This window comes from Cohnella cholangitidis (genome assembly GCF_014107495.1).
GTDB lineage: Bacteria > Bacillota > Bacilli > Paenibacillales > Paenibacillaceae > Cohnella > Cohnella cholangitidis.
This window is the reverse complement of the sequence record NZ_CP041969.1, coordinates 3,689,157-3,701,374: the sequence shown is the minus strand read 5'-3', so window position 1 is coordinate 3,701,374 and position 12,218 is coordinate 3,689,157. Positions and strand designations below refer to the sequence as shown.

Below are 12,218 nucleotides of genomic sequence, written 5' to 3'. Positions count from 1 at the left end.
CGCAAAAAAACCGAACGCCGACATTCGGCATCCGGTTCATATCATGGGGTTATCTCATTTCAAATAAAACACTTCGCGCATCGGCCGAATGGGCTCGGCTTCCTTAAAGTCGAAGGAGCCTTCGACCATCTTCGAGGTGATCGCGTTCCAGCGATTGCACGCCTCGCTCTCCGCGATGATCCCGAACGCCGCCTCCACGTCGTCGCACTCGAAGCAATAGAAAAACCGATTGCCGTTCTGGAAAATGGAATAATTCCGAATTCCCGCGCGGGAATGCTCGGCCATGATGTCCGGCCATGGGGACAAGTGCATCTCCACGTATTCCTCCAAGCACTCCTCTTTGATCTTCCATGTCCATGCAAACTTATTGCTCCGGTTCATTTTGTCCATCTCCTCCTTGGAAGACATGCTGTTCTCTGAATTTAGACGGAGTTTGCCCCGTCCAAATCTTGAATAGACGACTGAAATACTTGACGTCCTGGTACCCGATCCGCGCGCACACGTCCTGCAGCTTCAAACGATGGTCGGCCAACAGGTCCTTTGCTCTATCGATCCGTTTCCTGGTCAAATAGTCGAGCACGGTATCCCCGGTTTGCATTTTGAATACTTCGCTGAAATAGGTCGGGTTCATGTACACTTGATCGGCGATCTTCTTGATCGTAATGTCCTGGTCCAAGTGGTCGTCAATCCAGCCTTTCGCTTGTTCCACGGGCTTCATGTTGCTGCTCTCGCGCGCTTGGCGAATATCGCCGATCACTCGATCCACCAGCTGCTTCACGCACATTTTCAACTCGTGCAAATTGCTTGCCCTCTCCACTTTGTGAAGCTCGTCCTCGAGGGACGCCGAGCCTTCGATCCCGCCGCGGTTCTCCAAGCCCGCCGAATGAATCAGAATCATCGCGTTCTGAACCGCCTTACGCAAGTTAGCCGGAGAATCCAGACGATCCAATTGATCGAAGTAAAGCTTGGCATAATCGGCTGCCTCTTGCGAATGGCCTTGTTCTACGCTGCGCTTGAGCTTCTGGGCCGACAGGGTCAGATCCTTGTCGTTCTGACTCGATGCTTTTCCTTCTCCATTCCCGCTCAGCGGCCGGAACACCTGGTTGCCCCCATGGAGAAAACGATAGTTCATCAGAGCCGCGGCTTGGCGCTTGGCTTCGGGCAGCACGTACAAATCCGATATGGCGTCTCCGTAGGCGACGGATACCGAGAAGGGCGTATAGGTCTGAATAGCGGAACGGATTTTGACCGCCAGATCGTAAGCCGCGTTATCCCAATCGAACTCGGGCTCGGGACTGTACAGCAGCATCCAGAAATCCGATTCCGCTCCCCGCCAGCTCCATCCGAGCTCGTCCGTCTGCCGGAATTGATTGTCCAACACCTCTCCCATAATATTCTCGAGCGCGTAGTAATAGGCTTTCCAGTCGTTCGGCTTATAGCTTCTCGTCTTAACGGGCAGCGTGTCCATCCGAATGGACAGGAGCACGTAAGATCCCTTGGGAAACTCGTCAACCCAATACCCTAGCGTCGTCATGTCGATTCCCATGGAAGTAATATAGCTTAACGTTTGAATTTGCCTTGTTTTCTTCAATTGCTCCGATTCCCGAACCATCTCTCCTTGCTTAAGGCTTTGATAGCGCCCGTCGGTAACGATCGTTCGGATCTCCGCCATCCGCGAACGGAACTGTTCGCGGTCGACCGGCTTGAGAAGATAATCCAGCGCGCCTTCCCGCAGCGCCGTCTGCAGGTAAGAGAAGTCATCATAACCGCTGATTAGCAACGGATAGAACGAATACTGCTTCTTCGCTTCCTTGATCAAGGTCAACCCGTCCATCTCCGGCATCTTCACGTCGGTGATCAATAAATCGACGGCTCCTTGCAGCCGATGAAAGCAGTCGAGAGCTTCCCTCCCGTCGCTCGCGGTAGCCACGACTTCCCAGTCATCCCCGCAAGAGTGGACCAGCCGTTCGATGCCGCGGCGGATACGGGCTTCGTCATCGACAATTAGCGTTCTAATCTTCTGCATTCGCGATCGTCCCCCCATGGATCATCGGAATCCGGATAATGACTTCGGTCCCCTTGTCGACAATGCTATGGAGCTGCAAGCCGTAGTCCGTACCGTGCATCATCACGATTCTAGCGTTTACGTTAATTAATCCGAAGTGCGAGCCGCGCCCTTCGAAGCCGATTTTTTTGAGCGATTGCTCTAATTCGTTCAAGCGATCGCTAGGGATCCCGGGGCCGTTGTCGCGAATGCGAATGACGATGTCCCGCTTCCCGGAACGGGCTCCGAATTCCTGGCTGACCGCGATATGGATTTCCAGCGCTTTGCGGGTCTCCAGTCCGTACTTGATGGCATTCTCCACGATCGGCTGAAGAATAAACTTCGGAGTATAGAGAGCGTGGAAATCCTGATCGTCCATCACCTGAACGATATCGAAATACACCCGGTCCTCGAACCGGAACTTCTGAATCGTCAGGTAGTCTTTCACGTGCTGAACTTCTTCCGCTATCGTGACGGATTTCGATTGGTTCGATACGGAGAACCGAAGCATACGGCCAAGCAGCGTCACCATATCCACGACCTGCTCGGTCTCTCCTTCCTCTACGGCCATTCCGATCGTCTCTAGCGTATTGTACATAAAATGAGGGTTGATTTGCGATTGCAGCGCATAGAGTTCGGCTTCCTTCTGGCGAATTTCGATCTGATAGTTTTTCTGAATCAACTCGCGGATCGTCGAGATCATCGAGTTGAAGCTGCGCGCCAGCATTCCTACCTCGTCCCCGCTCTGAACCTTGAGATCGACCTGGAAGTCTCCCATCTCGACCGTCTTCATTAACCCCGTCAGCTTCTTCAACGGACGAGTCATGTTATACGAGATAAAAACGCCGATGACGGAAGTAAGAAGCATAATTCCGATAATCACGAACACGGTTACGTTCCGCACCTGGTCGGCGCTCTTCGTCAAATCGCGAAGCGGAATGCTATGAACGAGGATCCAGCCCCGATCGGACGTTTGATTCACGCTGACGAGCTTCTGTTCCCCCGTGACGTTGGAACGGAAGCTTCCGTTCAGAACCGGATAACGCGCCTTGTCCTCGTCGACGGTTCCAATGAGAGAACGGTTCGTATGATAGATGATTTTACCCGTCGGGTTCATCACCCATAGATCCGCTCTCTCGTTTTTCTCGAAATTGCGCACGATGTTATCGATGAAGCCGAGGTCTACCGCAATGAGCATCGTACCCAGATTTTTGCGGTTATCGTCATCGTGAATTTGCTTCAGTATGAAGACGTAGGGAGCCGCGCTTCCGAATTCGAGATTCATCTCCCCGGGCAGAATAATCTTCGCCTTGCCGTCCGGCTCGACATTCTGAACGTAATCGCTGATGGCCGCGCTCCAATTGCTTTCTTTGAAGCCCACCTTGGAGCTATAGAACATCCGATTGTTCGAAATGACGAATACGCCTAGCACGTCGGCATTTCTTCCGTTCGTGTAGGTTCTGGCCAAGTAGCTATTCATATTGTATTGGTCCTTGTTCAAGTCGGATCGCTTGGCATACGTCGTTCGTCTAAGAATGCCAAGAATGCTTTCCGAATTGAATAAAATTTCCGGAAGCGTAGTCAGTTCGTCGATTTGCTTCTCGATATCCGCGTTCGCCTGATAGAGAAACTTAGGCATGTATTCTCCGATCTGTTCTTCGACCGACCTCGCGTACTGGATGTAGGAGAAATAAACCAGCAGCATCATCGGAAAAGCGGTCAGGAGAATGTACGTGACGATCAGCTTATACCCGATAGGATAGTTCCGAAATTGGAATCCGCGCATTTTATTAAAAATCATATTGGCTCACATTCTCCGCCGTAAAATCGAGCGGTTCCCCCATGATGACCATATCTCCGTTCAAGCGAATGTTCCCGACTCCTTCGATCTCCTGACCGTCGATCGGCATTTGGCCGTTCAAATAGTTGTACGCCAGCACGATCGTCAGGTAGCCGAGCTTCTTCGGACTCCACAGCGTAGCGACTTGGGCTGAGCCATCCCGGAGATAAGGCCCCATCAGATTCGGGCTCGACAACCCGACTACCTTCACGGAGCCGGACTTCCCGGCTTCCTTCACCGCTTGCGCCGCGGCGGGCGGACCGACGGACGAATTGCCGATGATGCCGTCCAGATCGGGATAATCGGAGAGCAGCTTCTTCGCGACCTCGTATGCCTTGTCCTGATCGTCGTCGGTGGCTACGGTAGCCACGAGATTCATATCCGGGTAATATTCGCTTTGCTGGACGTTGATCCATTTCAGCCATTCGTTCAGGTTCGCCGCCGCGAATGAGCCCGTCATGATGGCGAAATTGCCTTTCTCGCCCATCGACAGGGCCAGAGTATCGAGAAGATGCCTTCCCAGCACCTCCGGTTCGACCATGTTCACGAAGAACTCCCTGCATTGGGGCTCGGTATCCGCATCCCAAGTGATCACCTTGATTCCGTTCTTTCGCGCTTTCTGCAGAACGGGCACCAGCTTGACAGGATCGTTGGCGGAAATGGCAATAAGATCGACCTTCCGGTCGATCAATTGCTCCACGACTTGGATCTGGCGGTCGGCGTCGGCGGTTGCCGGACCGCTGAGGATGACGTCGATCCCGAGACTGTTTCCCGCTTCCCGGGCTCCTAATGCCGCATACTGAAAATAATCGATCTCGCTCCCCTTCGGTACGAAGCCGATCTTGTACCGCTTGCCGGGAGCTTTCGACTGAACCGGCTGTTGACCGGCAGCGGTTCCGGATTCCATCGAATAAACCAGTTCATATCGCGTGCTTGACCCGGATTGGCAGGAGGCGAGGAATAGGGCGATAATGAGTAACGTCGCGATTGTTCGGTACAAAAGACTCTCCACCTTTATACCAGGATTTCGTTACTACTTAGGTGTTCATAGCATACAAACAACATTCACTTACAAAAAATAGTGCCTTCATTGAGCCTAACAGCCTCGCTTGGAGCACGAAGGCCAAAAAAGTGCCTTCATTCCCTTGCAATGACCTAATTGAGCTATCTCTTATAGGGTAACGCTCTTTAATTTCATTAACTCTCCCACCTTGGCAAACAAGGAGCCATTATGGCCGATAGACATCGCGCAATGGTGGGTAGGCGCTTCCGCGAACCAACGGGTCATGTAATCATCCGGGTGCATGTTGAATTTAACCGGAGTTTGGGTGTTGCCGATTCTCATAATCGGACCATTCGTCGACTCCGCTTCGCTAATGATCATCTTCAGCTTACCGTACTCGGTCTGGGTCACGTTCAGCGTCGTTATCGGTCCGGTTTTGACCTTCGCCTCCACCGATACCCCCGTGCCTTGCTTCCCGTGGTACAGCCCCATTCCCCTTAAGATCGGTTTGCCCTCCGATATGGCGATATGGAAAGGTCCGTCATGACCGAGCAGAATCGTTCCATCCACGTAATCCACGACGACGATCTCGGAGAAGCTGCCTCCCGTACCTACGATATCGCAGATTTTCATCGCGACGGCGGTTTTGAGATCGCCTTCTCCGGCACAGGGAATGCCGCGCGCCGTAAGCAAAGAATGGCCGACGATAAAGCCGCCCTGAAGCTTCTCGTATTCGCCTCCCGGCGCGCCATGATAATAATAGCTGAGAGCATCCAGATCGAATTCCCGCACTAGCATCTCTTGCGCCGCCGCTACCCGGCAAGACCATTCCAGTTGTTCATCGCTAGGTGTCCTTGCGATCGGGTCGGAAGGAGAATCCCCGCTAATCCGGAACATCTCATGAACGGCCTCCAGCTTGCTCTTCACGTCCTGCGGAGTAACGTCCCTTAGCATACGATCGAGATCGCACATTTCCAATACTTCGACGTGAAGGCCGGTCTGGGCCTGAATCATCGTAAAATCGCTATACATATCCAGCATTCCGCTGTACGTGTTGCCAAGGAAACCGAATCTGCTGTGCTTCAACGTACGCGGAACCGAAGCCGCTCTAATCCATTCTTCGATGTCCCTCCATGCGCGAATGGCTTCCGCCCTGCCATGGGTAGTCTCGTTCGTCAAGGATATGTCCGGCGTATAATCAAGACCAAGTATACCATTCACGACCCGGAACGCAATTCCCGCCCGGTTGAACGCGTTGGCGAATTCCGGTACCGGGCAAGCGCCGCAATGGGCCAGCCATTCTCCCGTAGTCGATTGGTCGTAATTGATTCGTTCCGTCGGTTGCAAGTTAAGAAATACTACGGGAGCTTGGCACGATTGATGAACGGGCAACACTGTAGCGCTTGTGGAATACGTCGCCGCATGGCAGAAAACGAGATCGACGTTGTGGCCGTTTAGCCATTCCCCGGCTTTGCGCCCCTCCGTTTCCGTATCGACTAAACCGTAATTGTACACTTCGCCCCATTGAGACATGCGGTCTTCGATAAACTTGCCGTATTCGACTAACCGGTCGCGCAGCCCGGGAAACTGCTCCCAATACGCCCGCAGTCCAACGCTATATAGGCCGATGCGCGCCTTGCGAACCGGTTTGATTGGATTGAACAAAGACATCTTTACCACCTCAAGATCCTATGGAATAATCGTTATGCACCCTATTGTAAAGGCTTACACTACGGTTTACATCCAACGATCTTGGTTAAAAATAATAGTATCTTGGAGTTGATCCGCATGACCGGTTACCGGGAACAAGCATCGCACGACTGGACGGAAGATTCGGTGCGATTGATCGCTACGCCTTCCGCGTTCGCCAAAGCCGCCTTGTACTACGTGCAAGAAGCCGGGCAGTTCCGTACGATGCCGTCTTACTATACCGAACGAGAAAATCTCGACTCTTACTTGATCCTCTACACGACCGGCGGTACCGGATATTTGACGTACGGCAACAAGACGTACACGATAACGCCTAATCAACTCGTGTATATCGACTGTCGAAAATACCAGTATTATCGAACGGATTCGTCCGATCTGTGGGAGATGCTGTGGATCCATTTTAACGGGAGCTCCGCGCCCGCTTATTATGATCGTTTCGCCTCCACGGGGAGTCCGGTCATCACTCTCCCAGGCGAGTCTAGAATACCGGAATTATTACGGGAGATCGTCGGACTGCACCAGCATAAGACGATTCAAACGGAATTGTCGGGCTCCCGGGTAATCGTCGATCTCCTGACCGAAGTGCTGCTGACCGGGCAGTATCTTCCCGAATCCTCCGATCCGGGTATCCCCGCGACCATTCGGAACGTTATGAATCATTACGATCGTCATTATTCCGCACGGCTGTCTCTTGACGAAATAGCCGCCCTCTTCTCGATCGATAAGTACCATTTGTCCAAAGAATTCAAACGATATACCGGCTTCTCCCCGAACGATTATCTGATCAACACGAGGATTACCCGCGCGAAGGAGCTGATTCGCTTCACGGACATGCCCATCGCGGAGATCGCCTCGGCCGTCGGCATCGACAATGTCAGCCACTTCATTAATTTGTTCCGAAGCCGCGAAGCCCTCACGCCGCTCGTGTACCGCAAGCATTGGCAGCCGTCTCCATCGTAGAACGGACAAACTAAAGGCACATGGCGCTAGTCCATGTGCCTTTATCTTTTCGATTCCTAAATGACCGCGAATCTATTCGCCCGATGTGCTATATTCATAGTATTCCATCCGGAAATTACCCGGAGAGAGGAGCGGTCGAAATATGCGCGCAAAAATGAAATGGCTTCTTGCTTCCTCGCTCTTCTTGGGGACTTTACCGCTTACGGCAGGATGCGATCCCTTCGCGTCCGTGCTTGCGGCGGAGCGCCCTTTGTCTCAAGCGCAGCTTCACCAAGAGCTGAACCGCGCTTGGAGCCAGCGTCTCGGCTCGCTTAAAGTCACTTATTCCGGCAAAGAGTCCACTTTGAAAAAAGAAATTAAAGAGATTCTGAATAATGCCCTCTACGCGGACGACTATTTGCATTATATCGTCAAGACGTATGGCTACAATGCTACGATCAAGGGAAATACCGCTACGATTTCTTTCAAATTCACCTATTGGGAAACGCTGGCCCAGTCCAATGAAGTGAAGAAACGCGTAACCCATACTCTTAAGCGCATTCTCACTCCCGGCATGAACGACTTTCAAAAAGAGAAGGCAATCCATGATTGGATCGTGACCAACGTCTCCTATGATACGCGCCTTGTTTCCTACTCCGCTTATGACGGGATCGTGAACGGTCAGACGGTATGCCAAGGCTATGCCCTTCTCACCTACGAGATGATGAGGCAGGCCGGCATTCCGGTGAAGATCGTGGAAGGCACTTCGCGCGGAATCGCCCACACCTGGAACCTAGTCCAGCTTGGAGGCAAGTGGTATCATATCGACACGACTTGGGACGACCCCGTGCCGGACGAAGCCGGACGCATCGCTTACAACTATTACAACCTGACGGATTCGCAGATTAGAATCGACCACAAATGGAAACCTTCCGCGCTATATCCGACAGCCGTTACTTCGTTCGATCAGACGTTGGCCTCATTGTCCGGCAACGGAGCGGCCAAAGCGGAGTTTTACAAGAAGCTCTACGATCAGCTCGGTCTCGCCTACCTTGCCGAATCCAACACGGCGACCAGCCTGCAAGAGTTGACTAGCCGCATCCAAACCGCGGTCGGCAAACGCCAGAAACAATTAGTTATTCGTTATACGAGGGGCGTTACGTTCAAGTCGGATATGAAAAAGGCTTTCTCCGCCCAGAAGGGACTATCCAGCTACAGCTATACTTTCGAAGACTACACGCGGACGACGACGAACGACAAGCTACTTCGCATCGTGTTTAATTATTCATAAGGCGAACCAGCTTAAGGGTAAATATTAATCCGCTTCAAAATTCCGAAATCGTATACGATAAGATTCCCGTCGTCGCCGATGGACATTAGCAGCTTGTAGGGATCAAGCTTTAATTGCTCCTCCGAGGTTACCGGCCAGTTGGACGTATCCGGCAGACCATGAATCCCCGGATGATAAGTTACGTCTCCAAGATTGGAATAGAGCGAGGACTCGCCGTTCAGATTTACCCGATGTACGGTCTTCTTATTATCCAGCACATAGAAATAACCGTTGGATGCCGTTACATTCTGAATGGATTCGACGTCTAAAGCGACTTCGGCAACCTTTTCCACCGCTTTTCCGTTCCACTTGAAGATCTTGCCGCCCTTGGTGTCATAGAAATAGATCGCTCCGTCCCGAACGGTCGAGAACAACCGGGTTTTATCCGCCGTTCGGGAGGAATCCGCCACCCCCAAAGCCTGCCCCTTAGCGGAAGAATAGATCATCTGAGAATGCGGGTCCCCATAGTAGAAGGTTTCGTCATCTAAGGACGCGAAGAAATTATCTTCTAGATTGTAGTAACCTTGGGTATTAATCTGGTAAGCGACCATTTTGACTTCCGGAAAAATAGAGTACGCGACCGTCCGCATTCTAACGGGAGACTTGGACTCCGCGCTCTCCCCGAGCAGATACAAAGAATCCGTTGCCTCGTTATAGAAAAGCCTTCTAGGAACAAACTCCGAATATACGAAACTGCCTTTGTTATTATTCTTCAACGTATATTCGAAATTAAACCGTTGATCGATCGACGCAATCACCGTAAACTTGCCGGCGGCGTTAGGATCGTATTTCTTCACCTGATACCCTTTATTCGGATCCTTCTCAAGAATATAGACTTGACCGTTGTTCGCGGCAGCTATGCTGCTGGTTGCATGAACTTTCATTTTATCGAGGTGCGACATAGCGGTACTAGGCGGAAAAGACAAAAAATCAACCGTCGGCTTCTCTAGCGGCTGCTTTTCGGGCGTCTCCTTGACTTCCTCTTGTACCGGAGACTCCTTCTCCGCTCCCGCGGCTTCCTCCTCGACCTTCTGGCCGCCTTTCGGGAAAATGCGAATTTCTTGCGTCGCTTTGTCATATTGGAAATCCAACTGCAAGCTTTGAAGAATGAAACGCATAGGAACCATCGTCGTACCGTTGAGGATAACGGCCGGTTGATTGAGTTGGACGGCAGCGCCGTTCACCTTCGCCTGCTTCTGGCCGACGGTAAGCTCGATCACTTTGTCCCCATAGCTTATCGTGATCTTCTGGCCGATCTTCTCCCACTTCAGCTTGGCTCCGATCGAATCGCTGATGAACCTCATAGGCACCACAGTCTGATGATTTATCGTCGTCGGAGGAGCTTGCAAAGTCACTTTCTTCCCGTTGATCCATGCGTTCGGATCGTTTACTTTTACAATAATTTCCTCTTTTGTCGCCCCCGGTGCCGCTTCTTCCGCATGGACTGTCGCCGAGCTTATTGTGCCTATTAATATTCCGAATCCTAATAGAGCTTTAAATGCTATTTTACCCAAGATAGATCCCCTCGACTCTTTCCTTATAATTAACTCTGTAAAATATTTCTTCCCTTAAATCCATTATCCTCCAACTAATCCTATAAAAAACGCGTAAAAACACCCTCAACCCACGCTTAACGCGTGAAAATGAGGGTGTTTTTCTTACTCCCAAGGATATTTGGTCACCAAGTAATCGGCGAATTTTTTGCTTTCTTCCCGTCGGTGCTTCCGCATTTCCGTCCTGTGCTCGGCAGTCTCGAACAGCTTCTGCTCCTCCTCCGTCTCCGGGACGATCTGCGGCACGGGGATCTTCTTATTGTCTTCTCCGAGAGCAACGAAAGTAAGAAAAGAGGTCGCCGCGATCTTCCGTTCTCCGCTTCTGAGATCTTCCCGAATAACCTTGACGAAGACTTCCATGGAGCTCTTGCCCGTCCATGTGACGAAGGATTCTAACGATACGGAATCGGTCGGCCTGATCGGATAGAGAAAATCGACCGAATCCGTAGAGGCCGTCACCGCCGTGACCCGGCAAAGCTTAGACGCGGAGATAGAGGCAATGTCGTCGATGTAAGACATCAGTTTGCCGCCGAATAACGTATCGTGGTTATTCACGTCGGTAGGGAACACCCTGGATACTTTGAAGCAACGGGTTTCCTTAGTGAATTTAAGCTCGTGCATGCTTCACGCTTCTTTCCGGCTACTTTGCTCGGGATATTTTATCCATACCGTTTTTTGACTATTCGCCGGAACGCCGTCGCTTCACTTCGCCCCGGATTCAGCGGCGCCAGTGTCTAATGATGCTCAATGCGTCTGATTGAAATCCGATTGCGTAAATACGTCGCTCTCGTTTTTCACGAAATCGAGGCTCGTATTCAACGAGGTTAACAAATCTTCTAGATTGGCGTTACGCTGCAGTTCGGGCTCATCCTTGATCCGTTCCATAGGCGTTAGCTTCGCGATTTTATTGTCGATCAGGGACCTCAACGCGATGTCGTATCGGTTGACGTATTTCGATCCTGCGAAAGCGGCGGACATCGCATGAATCAGTTGATTAAAAACGAACAAATGAGCTTCGCTTACGCGGGAAGCGGCGCGATTGGCGGGGGCAGCGATGCGTTCCATCGGGCGGATCTCGTCTTCATACAGCATCGTCGACAGTACGAGTCCATCGCCCAGAGGCCAGACGGCCGCAAGGCTCTGAACGGATCTGAGCGTAATGTAGCCGATCCCGATTTTGTTCGATTGGCGAAGACTTGCTTGAAACAACCGGAACGCTTCCTCCCCGACCTCTTCCGCGCCTATATAATAATGCTTCTTCAATCGGATCCGATTGATGTCCTCTTCGTCGGCGAACTGTTCGACGAGAAAAGTCTTGGAGGCGGGCGGCGTTATTCCTTTCAACTCCTCCTCCGACAACTCCACCAGGTTGCCGCCGCCGAGATCGTAACCTTTCCGGATCTCTTCCATCCCTACTCCCGTATCGCATGCCTGACAGAACTTCAAATGGGATATCGAGCCTCCGCAAACCGTATGAGTTTGCTTCAAAGAGATCTCCTTATCCTCGGTCGCTGCGTACAGCTTGATCGGAATTTGAAACTTGGCGATCTGAATGGTGCCTTTCCACATCGCGTGCATCTCTTATCCATCCTTTCGCATATACAATCTATTATTTGTATTGCCTAGTTCATAGAAAAGGATACCGTTCGCGGGTTGCATTGCCATGAGCTATGAACGGACAAGCCTAATGCAATTGACAAAATATCGATAACGCAAGTAATGTGAAGGAGTATTCACTTAATCGATAACCTAATTTTTATGTTTTTGTTAGGAATTATTCGTCACATTCTCTGGAATAG

The 12,218-nt window shown here is 51.4% G+C and carries 10 protein-coding genes; 2 read left to right on the top strand and 8 right to left on the bottom strand.

What is annotated here, in order from left to right; genetic code table 11:
* Positions 1-54 precede the first annotated feature (54 nt).
* The 5 genes from FPL14_RS17220 to FPL14_RS17200 form a co-directional block, all read right to left on the bottom strand.
* Positions 55-381 (bottom strand): L-rhamnose mutarotase, encoded by a 327-nt coding sequence (locus tag FPL14_RS17220; RefSeq protein ID WP_182298948.1) that lies wholly within the window; start codon positions 379-381, stop codon positions 55-57.
* Entirely contained in the window at positions 365-2,026 is a 1,662-nt protein-coding gene (locus FPL14_RS17215) for a response regulator transcription factor (protein ID WP_182298947.1), read from the bottom strand. The genes FPL14_RS17220 and FPL14_RS17215 overlap by 17 nt, the downstream gene beginning before the upstream one ends.
* Positions 2,013-3,845, bottom strand: coding sequence for a cache domain-containing sensor histidine kinase (locus FPL14_RS17210; protein ID WP_182298946.1), 1,833 nt, complete (start codon positions 3,843-3,845; stop codon positions 2,013-2,015). The genes FPL14_RS17215 and FPL14_RS17210 overlap by 14 nt, the downstream gene beginning before the upstream one ends.
* The gene (locus FPL14_RS17205) at positions 3,835-4,884 is read right to left on the bottom strand and encodes an autoinducer 2 ABC transporter substrate-binding protein (protein ID WP_182298945.1); all 1,050 of its coding nucleotides are present in this window, start codon (positions 4,882-4,884) and stop codon (positions 3,835-3,837) included. The genes FPL14_RS17210 and FPL14_RS17205 overlap by 11 nt, the downstream gene beginning before the upstream one ends.
* Positions 4,885-5,055: 171 nt before the next feature.
* Complete coding sequence (locus FPL14_RS17200) at positions 5,056-6,558, bottom strand: L-fucose/L-arabinose isomerase family protein (RefSeq protein ID WP_182298944.1); 1,503 nt, start codon at positions 6,556-6,558, stop codon at positions 5,056-5,058.
* Between the two features lie 117 nt (positions 6,559-6,675).
* Between FPL14_RS17200 and FPL14_RS17195 the strand changes: the two genes are divergently transcribed.
* Together FPL14_RS17195 and FPL14_RS17190 are read left to right on the top strand one after the other, a co-directional pair.
* A complete protein-coding gene (locus tag FPL14_RS17195; RefSeq protein ID WP_182298943.1) occupies positions 6,676-7,557 on the top strand; it encodes an AraC family transcriptional regulator in 882 nt (293 codons plus the stop codon).
* 142 nt (positions 7,558-7,699) lie between these two features.
* Complete coding sequence (locus tag FPL14_RS17190) at positions 7,700-8,827, top strand: transglutaminase domain-containing protein (protein WP_182298942.1); 1,128 nt, start codon at positions 7,700-7,702, stop codon at positions 8,825-8,827.
* Between the two features lie 11 nt (positions 8,828-8,838).
* Here FPL14_RS17190 and FPL14_RS17185 read toward each other — a convergent pair whose 3' ends face one another.
* The 3 genes from FPL14_RS17185 to ku all read right to left on the bottom strand — a co-directional run bounded on the left by FPL14_RS17185 (position 8,839) and on the right by ku (position 11,997).
* Entirely contained in the window at positions 8,839-10,380 is a 1,542-nt protein-coding gene (locus FPL14_RS17185) for a copper amine oxidase N-terminal domain-containing protein (protein ID WP_182298940.1), read from the bottom strand.
* A gap of 144 nt (positions 10,381-10,524) precedes the next feature.
* Positions 10,525-11,040, bottom strand: a complete 516-nt coding sequence (locus tag FPL14_RS17180; protein WP_182298939.1) for an acyl-CoA thioesterase — start codon at positions 11,038-11,040, stop codon at positions 10,525-10,527.
* A 123-nt stretch (positions 11,041-11,163) separates the two neighbouring features.
* A complete protein-coding gene (gene ku, locus FPL14_RS17175) occupies positions 11,164-11,997 on the bottom strand; it encodes a non-homologous end joining protein Ku (protein WP_182298938.1) in 834 nt (277 codons plus the stop codon).
* Positions 11,998-12,218: the final 221 nt, after the last annotated feature.

Coding starts and splice junctions, on each gene's coding strand:
- FPL14_RS17215 (WP_182298947.1), bottom strand. CDS start 2,026: ATGCAGAAGATTAGAACGCTAATTGTCGATGACGAAGCCCGTATCCGC.
- FPL14_RS17210 (WP_182298946.1), bottom strand. CDS start 3,845: ATGATTTTTAATAAAATGCGCGGATTCCAATTTCGGAACTATCCTATC.
- FPL14_RS17200 (WP_182298944.1), bottom strand. CDS start 6,558: ATGTCTTTGTTCAATCCAATCAAACCGGTTCGCAAGGCGCGCATCGGC.
- FPL14_RS17190 (WP_182298942.1), top strand. CDS start 7,700: ATGCGCGCAAAAATGAAATGGCTTCTTGCTTCCTCGCTCTTCTTGGGG.
- FPL14_RS17180 (WP_182298939.1), bottom strand. CDS start 11,040: ATGCACGAGCTTAAATTCACTAAGGAAACCCGTTGCTTCAAAGTATCC.
- FPL14_RS17195 (WP_182298943.1), top strand. CDS start 6,676: ATGACCGGTTACCGGGAACAAGCATCGCACGACTGGACGGAAGATTCG.
- ku (WP_182298938.1), bottom strand. CDS start 11,997: ATGCACGCGATGTGGAAAGGCACCATTCAGATCGCCAAGTTTCAAATT.
- FPL14_RS17220 (WP_182298948.1), bottom strand. CDS start 381: ATGAACCGGAGCAATAAGTTTGCATGGACATGGAAGATCAAAGAGGAG.